19 protein-coding genes are annotated in these 18,333 nt (G+C 40.6%); 12 read left to right on the top strand and 7 right to left on the bottom strand.

Annotated elements, in window-relative coordinates; all coding sequences use genetic code 11:
• Positions 1 to 325: 325 nt before the first annotated feature.
• The 4 genes from SB49_RS08385 to SB49_RS08370 all read right to left on the bottom strand — a co-directional run bounded on the left by SB49_RS08385 (position 326) and on the right by SB49_RS08370 (position 3,833).
• The gene (locus SB49_RS08385; protein ID WP_062055623.1) at positions 326 to 1,105 is read right to left on the bottom strand and encodes a tetratricopeptide repeat protein; all 780 of its coding nucleotides are present in this window, start codon (positions 1,103 to 1,105) and stop codon (positions 326 to 328) included.
• Entirely contained in the window at positions 1,089 to 1,469 is a 381-nt protein-coding gene (locus tag SB49_RS08380) for a hypothetical protein (RefSeq protein WP_145758371.1), read from the bottom strand. The genes SB49_RS08385 and SB49_RS08380 overlap by 17 nt, the downstream gene beginning before the upstream one ends.
• Positions 1,470 to 1,563: 94 nt before the next feature.
• Positions 1,564 to 2,793, bottom strand: a complete 1,230-nt coding sequence (locus SB49_RS08375) for a S41 family peptidase (RefSeq protein WP_082591095.1) — start codon at positions 2,791 to 2,793, stop codon at positions 1,564 to 1,566.
• Positions 2,794 to 2,996: 203 nt separating this feature from the next.
• A complete protein-coding gene (locus SB49_RS08370) occupies positions 2,997 to 3,833 on the bottom strand; it encodes a DUF4886 domain-containing protein (RefSeq protein ID WP_062055619.1) in 837 nt (278 codons plus the stop codon).
• A 223-nt stretch (positions 3,834 to 4,056) separates the two neighbouring features.
• Here SB49_RS08370 and SB49_RS08365 point away from each other — a divergent pair, with 223 nt between their 5' ends.
• Positions 4,057 to 4,689 (top strand): 7-carboxy-7-deazaguanine synthase QueE, encoded by a 633-nt coding sequence (locus tag SB49_RS08365; RefSeq protein ID WP_062055617.1) that lies wholly within the window; start codon positions 4,057 to 4,059, stop codon positions 4,687 to 4,689.
• 109 nt (positions 4,690 to 4,798) lie between these two features.
• On the opposite strand, the gene SB49_RS08360 is transcribed toward SB49_RS08365, so the two are convergent.
• Together SB49_RS08360 and SB49_RS08355 are read right to left on the bottom strand one after the other, a co-directional pair.
• Positions 4,799 to 5,620 (bottom strand): hypothetical protein, encoded by an 822-nt coding sequence (locus SB49_RS08360; protein ID WP_062055615.1) that lies wholly within the window; start codon positions 5,618 to 5,620, stop codon positions 4,799 to 4,801.
• A 64-nt stretch (positions 5,621 to 5,684) separates the two neighbouring features.
• Positions 5,685 to 6,401, bottom strand: coding sequence for a class I SAM-dependent methyltransferase (locus SB49_RS08355; RefSeq protein ID WP_062055613.1), 717 nt, complete (start codon positions 6,399 to 6,401; stop codon positions 5,685 to 5,687).
• Between the two features lie 63 nt (positions 6,402 to 6,464).
• Here SB49_RS08355 and SB49_RS08350 point away from each other — a divergent pair, with 63 nt between their 5' ends.
• Positions 6,465 to 6,962 carry a YkgJ family cysteine cluster protein gene (locus SB49_RS08350; protein ID WP_062055611.1) on the top strand — a complete coding sequence of 166 codons (498 nt, stop codon included), beginning with the start codon at positions 6,465 to 6,467 and terminating at the stop codon, positions 6,960 to 6,962.
• A 54-nt stretch (positions 6,963 to 7,016) separates the two neighbouring features.
• Positions 7,017 to 7,868, top strand: coding sequence for a sterol desaturase family protein (locus SB49_RS08345; protein ID WP_062055609.1), 852 nt, complete (start codon positions 7,017 to 7,019; stop codon positions 7,866 to 7,868).
• Positions 7,869 to 7,873: 5 nt separating this feature from the next.
• Here SB49_RS08345 and SB49_RS08340 read toward each other — a convergent pair whose 3' ends face one another.
• Positions 7,874 to 9,040: an exo-beta-N-acetylmuramidase NamZ family protein gene (locus SB49_RS08340; RefSeq protein ID WP_442983459.1), complete on the bottom strand. Its 1,167-nt coding sequence runs from the start codon at positions 9,038 to 9,040 to the stop codon at positions 7,874 to 7,876.
• Between the two features lie 75 nt (positions 9,041 to 9,115).
• Here SB49_RS08340 and SB49_RS08335 point away from each other — a divergent pair, with 75 nt between their 5' ends.
• The 9 genes from SB49_RS08335 to SB49_RS08295 all read left to right on the top strand — a co-directional run bounded on the left by SB49_RS08335 (position 9,116) and on the right by SB49_RS08295 (position 18,324).
• Entirely contained in the window at positions 9,116 to 10,357 is a 1,242-nt protein-coding gene (locus SB49_RS08335; RefSeq protein WP_062055606.1) for an ABC transporter permease, read from the top strand.
• Between the two features lie 180 nt (positions 10,358 to 10,537).
• Positions 10,538 to 11,518 carry a PLP-dependent cysteine synthase family protein gene (locus SB49_RS08330; protein WP_062055604.1) on the top strand — a complete coding sequence of 327 codons (981 nt, stop codon included), beginning with the start codon at positions 10,538 to 10,540 and terminating at the stop codon, positions 11,516 to 11,518.
• A 28-nt stretch (positions 11,519 to 11,546) separates the two neighbouring features.
• On the top strand, positions 11,547 to 12,845 hold the full coding sequence (locus SB49_RS08325) for a M20/M25/M40 family metallo-hydrolase (protein WP_062055602.1): 1,299 nt from the start codon (positions 11,547 to 11,549) through the stop codon (positions 12,843 to 12,845).
• A 3-nt stretch (positions 12,846 to 12,848) separates the two neighbouring features.
• Positions 12,849 to 13,628: an aldose 1-epimerase gene (locus SB49_RS08320; RefSeq protein ID WP_062055600.1), complete on the top strand. Its 780-nt coding sequence runs from the start codon at positions 12,849 to 12,851 to the stop codon at positions 13,626 to 13,628.
• Positions 13,629 to 13,632: 4 nt separating this feature from the next.
• The gene (locus SB49_RS08315) at positions 13,633 to 13,971 is read left to right on the top strand and encodes a cupin domain-containing protein (RefSeq protein WP_062055598.1); all 339 of its coding nucleotides are present in this window, start codon (positions 13,633 to 13,635) and stop codon (positions 13,969 to 13,971) included.
• Positions 13,972 to 14,037: 66 nt separating this feature from the next.
• Complete coding sequence (locus tag SB49_RS08310; RefSeq protein WP_062055596.1) at positions 14,038 to 15,768, top strand: SulP family inorganic anion transporter; 1,731 nt, start codon at positions 14,038 to 14,040, stop codon at positions 15,766 to 15,768.
• A gap of 117 nt (positions 15,769 to 15,885) precedes the next feature.
• On the top strand, positions 15,886 to 17,295 hold the full coding sequence (locus tag SB49_RS08305; RefSeq protein ID WP_062055594.1) for an MBL fold metallo-hydrolase: 1,410 nt from the start codon (positions 15,886 to 15,888) through the stop codon (positions 17,293 to 17,295).
• Positions 17,296 to 17,584: 289 nt separating this feature from the next.
• Positions 17,585 to 17,803, top strand: coding sequence for a YgaP family membrane protein (locus tag SB49_RS08300; protein ID WP_062055593.1), 219 nt, complete (start codon positions 17,585 to 17,587; stop codon positions 17,801 to 17,803).
• Positions 17,804 to 18,141: 338 nt separating this feature from the next.
• Positions 18,142 to 18,324: a hypothetical protein gene (locus SB49_RS08295; RefSeq protein ID WP_062059023.1), complete on the top strand. Its 183-nt coding sequence runs from the start codon at positions 18,142 to 18,144 to the stop codon at positions 18,322 to 18,324.
• The last annotated feature ends 9 nt before the right edge of the window (positions 18,325 to 18,333 follow it).

Below are 18,333 nucleotides of genomic sequence, written 5' to 3'. Positions count from 1 at the left end.
TGACATATCGGTAATCTTTTTCTTTATGTCTATTCCTGATCAATTTAATTAAGCTAACCACTCCAGACACCTCTACAATGAGAAGTGGAATTCCAATAAGGAATATATATGGATATTTCTCAAAATCTCCATATAAACGGATTAGGACAAAAGCGGATATTATTAAAGTCAAATAAATTAAACTTTGTTTATATGTTTTGGTGAAAATTGATAATTCCATATTGATAGTTTAAATCGGTTTTTAAATGAATCTTAGAATTCTACTTAGACACGAGCGTGACGCTCGCGCTAGCGGGGGCTCGCGTTGGGGACGTGTCGCATACAGTTAATTCTCCAGATAGTTTTTAAAATCCAATATTTCGGATAAATAGATCTCATTTAAATATTCATTATAAAAATCGTCCCGTTTGTAGATTATGTTTTTCTCTGCCTTTAAGATATGTTCTTTGGCAAGATTGACTTCACCTAATTTATCGTATGCTTTTGCCATACCGAAATGGGCTTCACATACAAATTCTGATTGTGCTAAAGCTCTTTTAAATTCGAGGATTGCTTTTTCGAAATTGTTCAGTTTAAATTCACAAATGCCCAAATAAACAAAGGTTTGAACATCTGCCCAATCTTCTTTTTGGTTTTTTATGGAACGGTTGAAATATTCAATTGCTTTGTCATAGTCTTTATTTCCAAAATAACATTCCCCTCGTAAAAAGTCAATGTCTTCGCCCCATGGGGCATCAACTGCATTAGGGGTCATATTATCAAGCAGTTCAAAGTCCGCTAATGCTTTCTCAAAATCCCTTAGTTTTCTCAGTCTTATCCATCCACGATAGCCTAAATGTAATTCTGGCTTTAATTCGACTGCCTTGTCCAAATATTTAAAACCTTGATGAAAATCCCCAGATTTATTAAAGTCCACAGAACGCTCCATCCATGCGTAACTATTGGTAGGGTCATATGCAATAGCGCTTTCATAATCCATTAATTCAATAAAGAAATCTGATTTTTCTCTATCACTTTTAAAATTCCACCAAATAGTCCCTCCAATTGCAGAAACTATGAGCAGTAGAACTATAAAAACCGCTATATATTTAAAAAATTTCCTCAATTTTTCCGTTTTTTATTTTAATTCGAATTAGACTAAAGTTCTCGTAATCCCTATCTCTTTTCCATTTTTTTAGCCCTAATGTTATACGTTCTAATTTTTTAATAAGTGTTCCATTATTGAATTCGGTATTGTTATAATTCTCGTCTATTTGAAAGGATTTCATCTCAGAAAATTCTCCATTTTCGGATAAAAGCCTGCGAATAGTGATGAATCCATTCTTAGGCGTGATGTCCAATTCAGACATTTTAATTTCCTGAAATGCTATTCTCAATGGTATGTTCTCTCCTCCCATATTACTCGTTTCCTTTTCTTGAGATAGAGTAAATAATGGTAGAATGAATATTATAATAAAAATGTTCTTCATAATCATGTCCTAACGGTCTTAGCTCTAGTTTTGATACGGAATGGCACGCGAGTATCAATTAGTCGTAACGAACTAGAGCTGTTGTTAGCTCCAGTTATTTTTTGATATAGTTATTTAGTTGCATTATCCAATCACTGTTCAAATTAAATGTTACATCTGGTTCAATACCTCGAGATTCAAATTCAAGGTAACCCGCATGTTTTTTCGAAGTAAGAACCGCAATAAAGTTGCCACAAGGCAAAGTGTAATTACTATTTTTTATTTCATATGCAAGTGAGCCATTAGTTCTAGATCCAAATATTTGGCAGTTTTCTAGCCTACTTAACTTCTGTGTAAATTGCTCAGCGTTACTTGCAGTTCTGTGATTAATCAAAACATAAATCTTGTCTTTTTTAGAGTATTCTTTTAATAATTTATATAGAATATCAGAATTTCGGTCACCACCACCTCCATTATTTCGCAGGTCAATAATTAAGTTGCTCTTATTTAAATTTCCTTCAAGGGTTTTATAAAATTTTTCTGCGTCTGATAGTGTCGGGTTCCATGAACTAAAACTTCCTATTTTTAGGTATGTGATTTCATCCGAAAGCTCTTCGCGGTAATAGGTACTTTCTGATGGCATTTTTGAAGAATAATTTGTTTTTGTAATATCTTTTTGAAAGCCCATAAAATAGAAGAAGCCATTTTCTATCCTTTCTGTATATGCAATTAATCGTTTGGAATATAAGCTTCCACCAATGTTCAATAGGTAATCATTTCCAAATGGTATTAACGTGTACATAATTTCTCCCACTTGCCAAACATCAGATTCAGAACCGAGAATAATGGCTTTGTAATTATTCTTAATCTCATTTCTGACAACACCTATAGTCATATAGTTTTCTTTTTTGTAAATCCCCTCTATATCCATTATTGATTTAGTATTCAAGACTGTTTTTAAGCTGTCCAGGTCAATATTTGGTTTAGGATAGGCATTAAAAAGCTCAGATTTTTTAAACTCCTTGAACTTCTTGGGATTTGCAATGACTTCATCTGTGGCTCCCAGCTCACTGCTGTAAACTCTACTGTGATTATCGTTTAAGGAAATTAGTAATTCATTGAGTAAAGAATGACAATCGAAGATTGAATTTATTGAAACAGCTTCCTTCAGAAATTTTGAGTATGAAGTGTTATATGCCTTTTTGTTGACTTTGTAGGCAGGCGTTTTTCTTATTTTACTATCCAAGAATGTTAAATCAGTCATACAAGTGCAACCTTCGTTTTGAGAATAAGCATTAGTAAGTAGGCTACTTAGAAATAACAATAAAAAGATTTTTCTATTCATTGAGTGCTTTTTTAATTAGGGCTGACGGTTTTTATATGACAAGTGGCGTATTTATGGGCGCTAACTTTTCGGAGAAACACAGAGCCGGTTTTTTCAGTTTTGTTTTTACTATTTTTTAAAAATTTAGTGGTCTTGCAATTAAGTACAACCCTTCCTAAATTTTTTTTATTGCAATGTTTTATATGCCTTGTTACCCGTAGTTTTTACTCCGAAATCTTCTTAAGTAATTCAGCTGTTTTAGGTTCAATTTCACCATTATATTTTAATTCAGACGCTTTTCTGTCGGTAAGCATTTGGTAAAAAATACTGGCGTTTAAAAAAGCTCCATATTTATTCGGATGACTATCATCTTCATAAAGTTCAATTTCGGGATGTTTTGTCAAAACTTCGTAGAATTTAGTTCCATTGTCAGATAGTAACAAGCTATTTTTTTGCGCAACTACATCATACGATTCATTTATCAATTCCATTTCTTGTGCAACGTTTTCAATAACAGGGGAACAGTATTGATCTTTTTCCAATGAACGATTAATTCCCCATTTCGAATAGCAATATTCTTTGGGATATTCTTTTTTTGAAGGCCAGGTCTCGAATAAAATAAATTTGCAATTTGGATTGGTAATCAATTTTTTTATTTCGGAAATGGCAGTTTCAACTTTATACTCTCTTGCTTCCGGGATCAAGAATCCAACTGTTCCCTCTTGTAATATAACAACATCCCATTTTTTTTCCGCAATCTTTTTTTCCGTCTCCGTAATTTCTCCTTCAACTTTTTTTCGAGTGCTTATTCCATGCTCTGTCCTCGATTCAATTATATTATCCAAGTGAGCAGACAAGGACATTCCAGGAAATGTACTTTGTTCAATTTTAATGTTAGGATGAGTTTCATTCAACATTTTTTGAACTGATTGTGGCATATTGTGGTAATAGGTTAAACTGTTTCCAATGAACAAAACGTTTATTGTTCCAGTTGTCTTTTGATTTTGAGAATTACAGTTTATGGTTAAAAAGAGTATAGATACTAACAGGATGTTTTTCATAAATTACGGGTAACGTATTACTAAAGCAGACCGGTTCACTTCAACTCCGAAAAAAAATTCTCTCTAATTGCAGTCTGCCACCAAATCATCTTATAGAGAATATTCTGTGCTTAAATCTACATAAATTATTAAGAAAATAATCTATTTGAAACAATTTTTTACACTCATTTTATCTGCTCCTGCCCATGCCTAAATATTTAATGGGTTATCGTATCTTTGCGCCATGGTAAAAAATGAAGTTTTAGCGCTGGTGGACAAAGGGGAAATGCTCCCTTTAATGGAGGAATTCTATACCATACAGGGAGAAGGGTTCCACAAGGGTACCGCCGCCTATTTTATTAGGGTAGGGGGTTGCGATGTGGGCTGCCATTGGTGTGATGTTAAGGAAAGCTGGAATGCAGAAACGCATCCACCAACGCATATCTCTGCCATAGTGGACAATGCCGCCAAATATTCGGATACCATTGTAGTAACCGGGGGCGAGCCCCTTACGTGGGAAATGAACCCGCTTACCACTGCCCTAAAGGACAAAAACCTGCAGGTGCATATAGAAACTTCCGGAGCCTATCCGCTTACCGGCCAATGGGACTGGATCTGTCTCTCGCCAAAAAAGAACAAACTGCCGGAAGGGATCATCTATGACAAGGCCCATGAGCTGAAAATGATCATCTTTAACAAGCACGATTTTATCTTTGCCGAGGAACAGGCGGCCAAAGTAAACGGCAACTGTATTCTCTACCTGCAACCGGAATGGAGCGTCCGGGATAAAATGGTGCCCCTAATTGTAGATTATGTGATGAAGAACCCCAAATGGAAGGTCTCCTTACAAACTCATAAATATTTGAATATTCCCTAATAAAAAAGCTCCTTCTGAACCATCAAAAGGAGCTTTTTTATTTTAGTCTCATTGTAAGACGAGAGATTCAAGAGACGAGAGTCAAGACGCAAGACGCAAGAGGCAAGATCTAACGGCCACCGTTAGCCTGCAGGTCCAGCATGCATTCCGCATCCAGTTCCGGGACAGCCCCATTTTTGGCAACTAACATCTTTCTCATTCCAGAGCCAAATTCAAGCTGTGCATTCATTAAACATCCGTCTATATCACAGTGGCTGTCGCCTTCCACTACACCTTCGGAATTTTCCGATTGGGATTCATGTGGGTTCACCATAGAAGTCCCTAAATTCACCAGTCCGAACAGATGCCCAAACTCATGGTGCATGGTCGCAGTCTCTGCCGTGGCCAAAGAGATCAACACACTGGAGTTTGCCAGTTTGCGCACCGTGCTCTCATAGATTACCATGGAGGTGTTGCGGTATACCGCTCCCAAAGTAGCCGAATTGCTGTTGGGGTCATCGGTATCGGCAGCAGCATCGGCAAAATAAATATATACGGCTATGGTATCATCGGTATTGTAAGCGGTCCTTTGCTCTTTTTCCTCATCTGCAATTTCCTGAAGGGTCAGGGAGGTCTTGCCGGTAGATTCTAATTGTTTGTAAATAATTTGCACATCATCTTTAAAGGTTATTTCCTTTAAAAACTCAATCACATCAGCTTCCGTGCGGGCCGTAGGCCTAAAGCCTTCCACATACCCTATCTCTACCAATAACTTGGTAAAGGTGTTGTTGGACAAAAGGTCATTTGCAGAATCCCCGGTACCCTGCAGATTGGGGGTTTTGTTCACAACAACCGTTTGTTCCGTTTCAGAACCAACATCACTTGAATCTTTGGAGCAACTATAAACGGTTAAAAAGGCTGTAAGTATTAGGAATACATATTTCAATTTCATAGCATCAAAAATCTTTAATTTTTAGTTCACTTACCTTACTTACGATAACGAAGCCAAAAGGGTTCTATTGTGGATCTAGGGTAAGCTTAGCTAAATAGTCGTAATGTTCTCCCTCGCTTACAAGCTCACAGTTAAAATTTGAACTCTGTGCTGCACGTTGCAACGTATTGTAATCTATATAAAGCCACGGAAATTCATCGGTCTTCTTCTTTTTATATGCCATGGTAAAGGTCACCTCCCCGTAATAATTTCCCGTATCAGGCAGCCAGTACCCGCCATCTTCGTCCTCTTCGAACATATAGATAATATCACTGGAATCTAACAATAGCTGTCCCCCAGGTTTCAACAATGTCTTGATATGCGTAAAGAATGTATCCAGATTTTTAAGCTCGCCCACAATGCCAATCCCGTTCATGAGCATCAGAAGGGTATCAAATTTTTGGCCCTTGAATTCATACAGGTCAGACTCCACTACTTTTTCTATTCCTCGCAGTTTGCAGGCCTCTATGGCTCCAGGCGAATTGTCCAGCGCAGTGACATCAAAGCCCTTTTTCTGCAGGTAAAGGCTGTGGCTCCCGGCCCCGCAACCAATATCCAATATACTTCCCTTGCACAGTTTTAAGGCTTTTTGCTCCAAAGAGGGCATTGCCTTATAGGTGCGGAAGAAGTAGGGTACGGGAATAATATCTTCCTCATCCAGGGAGGAGTATGTTATGATATCCTCCGTATACCTGCCCAATTGGTAATCCAGGATAGCGTTCCCAAAAATGTCCTTCTCCATTTAAATTTGTATTTTCCATGCAAATGTGGGAATTTTGGTCCACTTTAAAAAGTTTATTGCCCCATGGACGAAGTATTAGGCAACCTCCCCAAATTAGCAAAGGAAAAGCACGCTGAAAACAAGAAATTCTTTGCCAAATTAAAGAAGAAGCCGCCCAAAGATCTGGATTATGTGATGCAGGAGCTCCATGAGGAAGAATTCCAGCGCACCGATTGTCTTACCTGCGCCAATTGCTGTAAGACCACAGGACCTTTGTTCACTACTGCCGATGTGGAGCGAATTGCCAAACACCTGCGCCTAAAACCCCAGAAATTCATTGATACCTACCTCAGGGTGGATGAGGAGAACGACTATGTGCTTCAGAGCGTGCCCTGTACCTTTTTGGATGCCGAGAACTACTGTATGATCTATGATGTGCGCCCAAAAGCCTGCAGAGAGTTTCCCCATACGGACCGTAAGAAGTTCCAACAGATCAGTAACCTGACCCTAAAGAATGTTGCCATTTGCCCCGCTGCCTTTAATATTGTTGAGGAAATGAAGCGACGGGTGAAATTAAAATAAGGTCACATCCTAATCCACATTTGAAATATTGGGCAGGTTCATTATCTTGCAGGTATGGAATCCATTATCAGTTATTTTGAAACCATTCCCTCTTCTCATAGGAGTATTATCCTGGTATCGGGGATTACTTTCTTTTGGCTTTTGGAATACGCCGTGCCCTTGTTTAAGTTCAAATACAAGAAGTTCAAGCATGGAGCCCTCAATATCTTTTTTACCCTCACTACCATTGTGGTCAATTTTGCCCTCGCCTTTATTCTTCTAAAGACCAGCGATTGGACCGTGACCCATAATTTTGGAATCCTAAACTGGGTGGGTGGTATTCCGTTATGGGGCAAGATTTTCCTAGGGGTCTTATTGTTGGATTTTATTGGCGCTTGGTTTGCACATTGGGTGCAGCATAAGGTCAAAGTACTCTGGGGATTTCACCTGATCCACCATACCGACCATGAGGTAGATACTACAACCGCCAATAGGCACCATCCGGGAGAGAGCGTGATCCGTTTTCTGTTCACCTGTCTTGGGGTGTTGGTTGTTGGGGCGCCCATAGGCATTGTAATGCTGTACCAGTCCCTTTCCGTTGTCTTGTCACAGTTTAACCATGCGAATATCACCCTGCCAAAAAGAGTGGATGATCTGCTGAGCTACGTTATTGTTTCCCCGGATATGCACAAGGTGCACCATCATTATGTATTGCCGTATACAGATTCCAACTATGGGAATATCTTTTCTATTTGGGACCGACTTCTGGGCACCTTCACCAAACTGCCCAATGAGGAGATCGTCTATGGGGTAGATACCCATCCCAATGCAGCGGACAATGCCAGTATAGGCAAGCTGTTGGGGATTCCTTTCCAGAAAAAGCGAAATAGGGCAGTGGATACTTCTGCCGTAAATGCGGAGCAATAAATTCCCTAGTCGTACATCAAATATTTTATCCGAATCTTTCTAAAGGCATCCAAGTCGGCCTGCCATGTTTTTTTGATGGCCTCTTCGGAAAGTCCGGCCTCAATCTGCTGCTGTAGTTTCTCTGTTCCCGAATGCTTGGTAAAGGAATCTGTCAAGAAAAACTTACTCTTATCGGTGGTATTGTTATACGCATCTATTAACCAGGCCAGGGTGACCCGTTGTAGTTGTGGGCTATTGGTAAGGTCCTTGCCGTAGCAGGTCTTACCTTCTTCCTTGGGATATTTGGATCCAAAATTGGGCTTGGGCACATAGCTGAAATCATAGGCCGAAGGGTTCATAAAAGAAGCCCCATAGCGTTGAAATTGAAATTCTGTGCCCCGCCCTGCATTGACGTTGGTCCCTTCAAAAAGGCCTAGACTTGGATACAGATTGATGCTCTTGTCATTCGGCAGATTGGGGGAAGGCCGTATCGGCAGGTGGTACTGGGTATTATGGGTGTAGTTTTTTAAGGGGATTACGGTGATGTCGGCCTTCTTCTTGCCATCCAACCAATTTTCACCATTGAGCATTTGGGCGTATTCACCAATAGTCATCCCATACACCAATGGGATAGTGGTCATCCCCAAAAAGCTGGTGTGCTTGGCCTCCATGGTAGGGCCGTCCACATAATTGGCATTGGGATTGGGTCTATCCAAAATAATCACGGGGATATTGTTCTTGGCACAAGCTTCCATCACCAATTGTAGGGTAGCGATATAGGTATAGAAACGAACTCCCACATCCTGTATGTCAAAAAGGACCACTTCCAAACCCTGCAGTTGTTCATCAGATGGTTTTTTATTTTTTCCGTAGAGGGATATCAGGGGTAGCCCGGTTTTGGTATCCAATCCGTCTTTAACCGCTTCCCCAGCATCTGCCTCCCCACGGAAACCGTGTTCGGGGGCAAAAACCTTTTTTACATCGATCTGAAGGGCCAAAAGGGAATCCACCAAATGGGTATGGCCTTGCTTTTTGAAAATGACACTGGTCTGATTGGCCACAACAGCCACCTTTTTATTCTTGAGCAAAGGGAGATATTCCGCAGTGCTATTGGCAGCCACTACCACAGAAGCCAATACAGGCTCCGGGACTTGGGCGGTAATGTTATCGTTTGAATTTTTGTGGGATGTCATTTTGTTTCCACAAGAAGAAAGTATCAAAACCCACAATAAAAATGTACTTTTGAAAATGGATAAAAACCCCATAGATTGAATTTAGAATTTTTTATTGCCAAGCGACTTATCAAGGGCAAAGAGCATAAAAGTAGTATTTCCGCACCAATTATAAAAATAGCGATTGTAGCTATTGCATTGGGGGTAATCATGATGCTGATTGCCATTGCCACGGGCGTAGGCCTCAAGCATAAAATTCGAGAAAAAGTGGCCGCTTTTAACGGGCATATCCAAATTTACAACTACGATAACAATACCTCCGATGTATCGGTGGTGCCCGTATCCCTGGAACAAGAATTTTACCCGGAATTTAAGGACATTGATGGTATTAGCCATGTGCAGGCCGTAGCCAGTAAGGGCGGAATCATCCGGACTGAGGATACCTTTGAGGGAATAATTGCCAAAGGTGTCGGCAAAGATTACGATTGGAAGGCGTTCAAGGATTATTTGGTCACTGGGACCTTGCCCAACTATACTGGGGAATTAAACGATGAGGTGCTTATTTCACAAATTCTCGCCACCAGATTGCAGCTCAAAACAGGGGATTCTTTTTTTACCTTTTTCCTCAAGGATGACGACCCTTCCCAAATTCCCAACCAAAGGAAATTTAAAATCGTGGGTGTTTATGACAGCGGTTTTGAGGAATTTGATAGCAACTATATTTTTATAGATCTGCGCCACATTCAACGGATGAACAAATGGGAGAGTAACCAAGCGGGAAATTTTGAGGTGCTCCTCCATAATTTTGATGATATTGATCAGAAGACCAAAGAGATTTATGGGAAAACCCTCTCTAATCTGGATACCCAAAATATAAAGGACAAATACTACAAGATCTTTGAATGGATAGGGCTCTTCGATTTTAATATCGCGCTCATCATTGGGATAATGGTCATTGTGGGGGGCATCAATATGATCACTGCCCTTTTGGTGCTTATTTTGGAACGTACCCAAATGATTGGGATCCTAAAAGCTTTGGGCTCCAGCAACTGGAGCATTAGAAAGGTGTTTTTGTACAATGCCACCTATTTAATTGGGGTTGGCCTCTTTTGGGGAAATCTACTGGGCTTGGGACTACTAATGGCACAGGAGAAATACCGTATGTTCAAATTTCCCAATCCGCAGGAATACTATATAGAGTATATCCCTGTACATCTGGATGTGGTCACGGTACTTACCCTCAATATTGGGGTTTTGTTCCTCTGCCTTTTGATGCTTCTGATCCCTTCTTATATCATCACCAAAATATCCCCGGTGAAGGCGATTAAGTTTGAGTAGGAATTAGTTTCTCATTAGATTCACTACTTGCCAAATCAACCTTGAAATTCCTAGTTTTTGAGATGGAACAAAGACTGGCCTTCCTGAAAATCAACGGACTAAGAAAATCCAATTTTCGGGCTGAGAGAAGTGGGTGAATAGTAACACAAAAATTAGTAAAATTGTATCTTTGCAGTAACTATGGAATACGCAGAAAACATATTGGGAACCATTGGGAACACCCCCTTGGTAAAATTGAACAAACTAACGGCAGAACTACCTTGTTTGGTACTCGCTAAATATGAGACCTTTAACCCGGGTAACTCTGTAAAGGACCGTATGGCCCTGCAGATGATTACCGATGCAGAGGAAGCAGGCATCCTAAAACCGGGAAGTACCATCATTGAGGGGACTTCTGGGAATACTGGAATGGGCTTGGCCCTGGCAGCAGTGGTAAAAGGGTATAAAATGATCTGTGTGATCAGCGACAAGCAGTCCAAGGAAAAGGTGGATATTCTAAAGGCCATGGGCAGTGAGGTTCATGTTTGTCCAACCGATGTTGCACCAGAAGATCCAAGAAGTTATTATTCCACTGCCAAAAGATTGGCCACCGAGATTCCTAATTCTTGGTATGTGAACCAATATGACAATCCATCCAATTGCAAGGCGCACTTTCTGAGTACGGGACCTGAAATTTGGGAACAGACAGACGGGAAGGTTACCCATTTTGTAGTAGGGGTTGGTACCGGGGGAACCATCTCCGGAGTAGGATCCTATCTGAAAATGAAGAACCCCAAGGTGAAGGTTTGGGGAATAGATACCTATGGCTCCGTATTTAAAAAATACCACGAGACAGGAATTTTTGACAAAAACGAAATATATCCATATATCACAGAAGGTATTGGAGAAGATATCCTACCAAAGAATGTGAATTTTGGCGTCATAGACGGATTTACCAAGGTTACCGATAAGGATGCCGCCGTATACACCGCCAGATTGGCAAAGGAAGAAGCCATGTTCTTAGGGAATTCGGCAGGTGCCGCAGTAAAAGGCCTTCTTCAATTAAAGGAACATTTCACCAAGGACGATGTGGTTGTAGTTCTTTTCCATGATCACGGTAGCCGATATGTAGGTAAAATGTTCAATGAGGATTGGATGCGAGAAAAAGGTTTTATAGATTAGTAGGGTATAAACCCTAATAACCTTTCCCATGAAATTAAAGTACGCTTTAAGCTTTCTGCTATGTACCATATGCAGCACTGTTGTGCTTGCCCAAAAACTTTCCAGAACCGAGAAGAAAATTGTAAAGAGCATAGAAGCCAACAACACAGAAGCCATAGGTTTTCTGGAAAAGGTGGTGAATATCAATAGCGGTACCTTAAATGCCAAAGGGGTAAAAGAGGTGGGCATGGTTTTCAAGGATGCCTTTGATCAGATCAATTTTAAGACAAATTGGATAGAAATGCCCCAGGAAATGAATAGGGGAGGACATCTGTTTGCAGAAACTTCAGGCAAAAAAGGAAAAAAACTGTTCCTTATTGGACATCTGGACACCGTCTTTGAAGAAGACAGTCCGTTTCAGACCTTTGAAATGGTAAACGATAGCGTTGCCCATGCACCGGGAGGGAATGATATGAAAGGCGGGGATGTTATTCTTTTGTACGCCCTAAAGGCCCTGCATGATAACGGTCTTCTTACCAATGCCCAGATTATTGTGGCTTTTACCGGGGATGAGGAAAGTACTGGTAAGCCCTTGGAGGTCAGTAGAAAAGATTTGATAGAAGCCGCAAAACGGAGTGATGTTGCCCTAAATTTTGAAACGTCCACAGGTTTTAACTATGCCACCGTGGCCAGAAGGGGATCTTCTGGCTGGAAGGTAGAAGTGACCGGAAAAAGGGCACATTCCTCAGGGATTTTTAGTGATAATACGGGAGCGGGTGCTATTTTTGAAATGTCGCGCATCCTCAATGAATTTTATAACGAGGTAAAGGGCGAAGAGTTTTTAACCTTTAATCCGGGAACGTTGTTGGGTGGCACTTTTGTGACCTATGACGATATGACCAGCAAGGGCACCGCCTTTGGAAAAACCAATGTGGTAGCACAATCGGCGGTGGTTCATGGAGGACTTCGTTTTATCTCGGAAGAACAAAAGGAAAATGCCAGGGAAAAAATGAGGGCCATTATAGCCAAAAACCTGCCACAGACTTCTGCCACCATCAGTTTTACGGACAGCTATCCGGCCATGGGTCCAACACCAGGCAACCAACGATTGTTGGAGGAACTGAGCCAGGTGAGTGTGGATCTAGGGTATGGGGAAGTATTGGGTTATGACCCTGGAAAAAGGGGGGCGGCAGATATTTCCTTTGTAGCCGAATACGTGGATTGTTTGGATGGTCTGGGTGCCATGGGTACAGGGGCGCATACGCCTCAGGAGACTATTAACCTCAATACCATTGAAGACCTCACCAAGCGTACTGCCATTTTAATTTACAGACTTATCAATCAATAAACAATGGAAAAATTAATCTCTGCCCGATGTAAGGTTCACATAGATGCCGGGGAACTGGTAAGTTTCAAGGTTGGCCGCCATGAGTACATCCATCAAAAAGGGAATCCGGGTTGGCGTAATTCCGATACGGAAATGTTTCCTATCATCGGACCTACCAGTGAGGCCGATTTTATGGTTGAAACCCCAAATGGAATGGCTGTACAGGACCAACATGGGCTTTTGCGGGAGCTGGCTTATGAATTGGTTTCCCAAACCGCAACCAAGGTGGTCTATCTCAAAAAATACAGCTCGGGCACGGAGATAAAGAATTCCAAATTTCCTGAAAAGTCCAGTGCGGCATTTTTGACCTGGCCCTATGATTTTAGGTTTGAAAAAAGCTATGAACTGAAAGGGACTACATTGGAAATTGCCTTCACCATTTCGGGAGAGGAAGGGATGCCCTACATGCTGGGTTACCACCCGGCCTTTTATCTGCATAACTTGGCTCCTGTCATTGATACTGGGGCAAGGAAGATTACCCTGAACGAGGTTTTGGACGTTGGAAGCAGGGCTCTGGAGGTGAAAGACTGTACCTCCATTACCTTAGAAGACAAAAAAAAACTCACCATTACAACCCAAGGGTTCGGGAGCTTTATGTTATGGACAGAAGTGCCCAATATGGTATGCATAGAGCCCATCACCTTTTATCCCTATGCGGTAACCCAACAGCGATTGGCAACTGGGTTTCAGGAATTGGGGAAGGAGTCCAAGGTGTGTACCGTAACCCTAATTCCAGAGGATTAGTTTTATGAAAATTGTCCGTTCAAAAGAAGTTGCTGAGGTAGGGGTTAGCCATAATGTGGAGATTAGGAAAAAGGTGCTTTTGGAAAAAGGAACCATCCCACAACTTATGAATTTCAGTTCTGCCGTTTTTAAACCGGGACAGTTTGTGGAGACCCATAGCCATCCTACCATGTACGAGGTTTTTTATATTATTAAGGGACGGGCAGCATTTGTGGTGGAACACGAAAAGGTCATTTTGGGGGTGGGGGATTGTATCACCATAGCCCCTGGAGAAATACACTCCCAGAGTAACCCATATGATAATATTGTAGAATGGATATATTTTGGAATTGCCACTGACTGATATTAAAAAAAAACTAATGTAGCAAATGTTACTTTAGGCCTATCCTAAAAATGTTAATTTTGACCCATGCGTAAATTTTTCCCTTTTCTGGATTGGTTGCCCAACTATCAAAAGAACTACTTTTTAAGTGACCTGGTGGCCGGACTTACCGTTGGTATTATACTTATTCCTCAGGGGATGGCTTATGCTATGGTTGTAGGTTTGCCACCTGTATATGGGCTGTATGCCTCATTGGTCCCAGTCTTGATCTATGCTTTTTTAGGTACTTCCAGACAAATGGCCGTGGGGCCCGTGGCCATGGATTCTATTTTAGTGGCCGCAGGTTTGGGAGCTTTGGCCATTACCAATTCTGAGGATTATATTGCCATGGCTATTTTCCTTGCTTTTATGGTGGGGGCCATTCAACTTCTTTTAGGGGTTATGAAAATGGGATTTTTGGTGAATTTTTTATCAAAACCTGTTATCAATGGATTTACCTCCGGCGCTGCCATAATTATAATGTTCAGTCAGCTGAAACATCTCTTGGGGGCAAATATTCCAGGAAGCAATAAATTTCATCAGTTGGTCCTGAATTCTATTGATAATCTCGGTGATACCAACTTATTTGATTTGATAATAGGTATAACAGGTATCTTACTCATAGTCCTTTTGAAAAAATGGAACAGAAGAATTCCTTCCATTTTAATAGTGGTGGTATTGGGAATCCTGGCCGTTTATTTTTTAAGACTTGAGGCCTTTGGCGTAAAGGTGGTTGGTGATATCCCTACAGGTCTCCCTGCCTTTCAAGTCCCATCTTTCAGTATTGAAAATATTGTGAGTATATGGCCAATAGCCTTAACCTTGGCCCTGGTTGGCTATTTGGAAGCAATATCCATTGGAAAGGCATTGGAAGAAAAAAACAAAAAGGAAACTATAGATGCCAATCAGGAACTGGTGGCTCTAGGGGCGTCTAATATGTTCGGATCATTTTTCCAATCCTATCCTATAACCGCTAGTTTTTCCAGATCGGCCATAAGCGGGGAGGCGGGTACTAAAACAACCGTAGCCTCTTTATTTAGTGTTGTTATGGTGGTGATTACCTTATTCTTTTTAACCCCATTGTTCTATTATCTACCCAACGCTGCACTGGCTTCCATTATTATGGTATCGGTCTTTGGACTCATAGATATACCTTATCCGAAGAGTTTGTGGAAATATAATAAAGATGAGTTTCTGGTTCTAATGATCACCTTTTTGGGAACCTTGTTCATTGGAATTAAGGAAGGGATATTGATTGGGGTTTTAGCTTCTTTGCTTTTGATGGTATACCGGACCTCACATCCACATTTTGCCGTTTTGGGCAATATAAAGGACTCTGATTATTATAGAAATATCTACCGTTTTGAAAAGGACGTTATCGTTAGGGAGGACCTTTTGATTGTTCGGTTCGATGCTCAGCTGTACTTTGGTAATGCAAATTTTTTCAAGAGTCAACTCTTTAAATTTATCAATGCTAAGGGTCCTGCCCTTAAAGGAGTGGTGTTGAATGCAGAGGCGATTAATTATATTGATTCTACCGCAACGAATATGTTGATAAAGGTTATTGAAGAAATCCATCAAAGAGGTATACAGTTTTATATAGCAGGGGCAATAGGTCCTACACGTGATATTATATTCAGAAGTGGAATAATTAATGAACTGCAAAAGGAATTCTTATTTGTGAGAATAGTAGAAGCGGTTGCATATTTTGACAATCCTTCTTCAGCTTCGGCCATAAGGGAGAAGGTTGCTCAGCAAAACAGGAATATAGGTAACTAATGTTACTGTGTGCATGAATGGTAATTGCTAAATTTGTAGAAGAATAAAGCGATTAAGAATAGAAATAATACTCCCCCCTAAGGAGTGGGAGTAACGTATAACTAAAGAGATTTGATGATGAAAATAGAACAAATTTATACAGGTTGTTTGGCACAAGGAGCCTATTATATAGAAAGTAAGGGCGAGGTTGCCATTATTGATCCGTTACGTGAGGTGGAACCCTATTTAAAAAGGGCAAAGGCCGATAAGGCAGAGATAAAATATATTTTGGAAACCCATTTTCATGCCGATTTTGTGAGTGGCCACGTTACCCTATCCAAGGAAACAGGTGCGCCAATTGTTTTTGGTCCCAATGCCAATCCGTCTTTCGATGCCATTATTGCCAAAGACGGACAGGAATTTAAACTTGGGGATATTACCATTAAAGTATTGCATACCCCGGGGCATACCATGGAAAGTACAACTTATTTGTTGAGGGACGAAAAAGGAAAGGACCATGCGATATTTTCAGGGGACACCCTCTTCCTGGGAGATGTGGGAAGGCCGGATCTGGCGCAAAAAGCGGCTAGTATGACCCAAGAAGATCTTGCGGGGCTATTGTTTGATAGCTTACGGAATAAAATTATGCCCTTGGCCGACGATGTGATTGTATACCCGGCACACGGTGCAGGCTCTGCCTGTGGTAAGAATATGATGAAGGAGACTGTGGATACCCTAGGGAACCAGAAGAATATGAATTATGCCCTTAGGGCAGATATGACCAAAGAAGAGTTTATAAAAGAGGTCACGGACGGACTCTTGCCACCGCCAAAATACTTCCCCTTAAATGTAAAGATGAACAGGGAAGGATATGATGATATTTCAGAGGTCATAGAAAGGGGAACCATAGCCCTTTCTCCCGATGAATTTGAAGAGGCCGCCAACGAAACTGCTGCTATTGTGCTTGACGTGCGGCACCAGAACGAATTTGTGAAGGGTCATATACCACAGTCCATTTTTATTGGTCTCGATGGAGGATTCGCCCCTTGGGTGGGAGCCCTGATAGCCGATGTAAAACAGCCCATTTTGCTGATTACCCCTGAAGGTAGGGAAGAGGAGGCGGTTACGAGACTGTCCCGAGTAGGGTTTGATGGAACCACAGGGTATTTAAAGGGTGGTTTTGAAGCTTGGAAAAAGGCTGGGAAGGAATATGATACCATTACCTCCATCCCCGCTGAAGAATTTAAGAAGTCTGAAGCTAAAACACATGGCCCGGTATTCGACGTTCGCAAGGAAAGTGAATACCAATCTGAACACGTTGTGGATGCCAATAACACACCATTGGATTTCCTTAACGATCATATGGCCGAATTTCCAAAAGAAGAAACATTTTATGTGCATTGTGCGGGAGGTTACCGTTCTGTAATTGCAGCATCCATCCTTAAAAGTAGAGGTATACACAACCTCATAGACATTGCAGGTGGTTTTGGCGCTCTTAAAGAAGCCGGTGTACCGGTAACGGATTATGTATGTCCTACCACCCTCTAATACCATACAAACACAGTCAAAGACCTCACCTATCGGTGGGGTTTTTTTATGGATAGACCTAGGATCTTCAATATCATTTTTTAAAAATTTATGGGCTTTCTGATTTAGGTCATGTTTTAAGTTCCTTTGTCAAGGTATATTTATCTCAAGAACATTATAAGAGAAATGATATGAAAACTATTTATCTCGGAAAATTTGTCATGGGGACTTTACTTATAATAGCAACGATAAGCCTTGCCAATTTTATAATTTTGCTGGTTCAATTCCTGAACGGATAAAGCTCAAGATCATGAAAACAAATATGGGTGCTGTGGATAGGTCAATACGTTTTTTGTTGGCCTTGGCCATGGGCCTTTTAATCTACTATAATGTGGTAGATGGTATTTTGTCCTATGTTTTATTGGCAGTAATTGGTGTTTTTGCCCTTACCAGCCTGGTAGGCTTTTGCCCTTTATATTCCATAATGGGATGGAATACATTTGGTCAAAAAAATAAGGATGATTTCTAGAACTTCAATTGAAAAAATTCAACCGGAAAGGATAGGTTGAATTTTTTTTCGCACTTTCCTTCCATACCTTAGATTCGAAACAAGTGCCCAATCTATGGTGCTCCTTAAAATAGTGCATCAAAGGTATGGTATACGGTAAATAGTATGGCGTATTTATATCATAAATGGAGAAAATAGAATCATAATAAATATCAATAGCTTTAGATAAAAGAATAACGATGAATTTCGGTTATATTTGTAACATAACAGGGGGAGTTTGTAGATGTTAATAAAAACCTAATTTCTTTGTTATTTGTTCGAGGTATTTTCATATATTCCAATGCAGTATGATTGTAAAAATGATTAAAGATTTTATTGAAAGAATAGGGATCATGAATTGCATCATGCTCCTTGTCGTATTATCCATAATAATTGTTTCTGAATACCACTTCTTGCAAGGGGATAAACTTGAAGGCATCTTTATCGCCTTTTGGGCACCGACCATTTTAGGTTTTATGAACTATTTAAAGTACAAAAAGTAATGGAACTTA

It is taken from the genome of Sediminicola sp. YIK13 (assembly GCF_001430825.1).
Taxonomy (GTDB): domain Bacteria; phylum Bacteroidota; class Bacteroidia; order Flavobacteriales; family Flavobacteriaceae; genus Sediminicola.
This window is presented reverse-complemented; position numbering and strand designations above follow the sequence as displayed.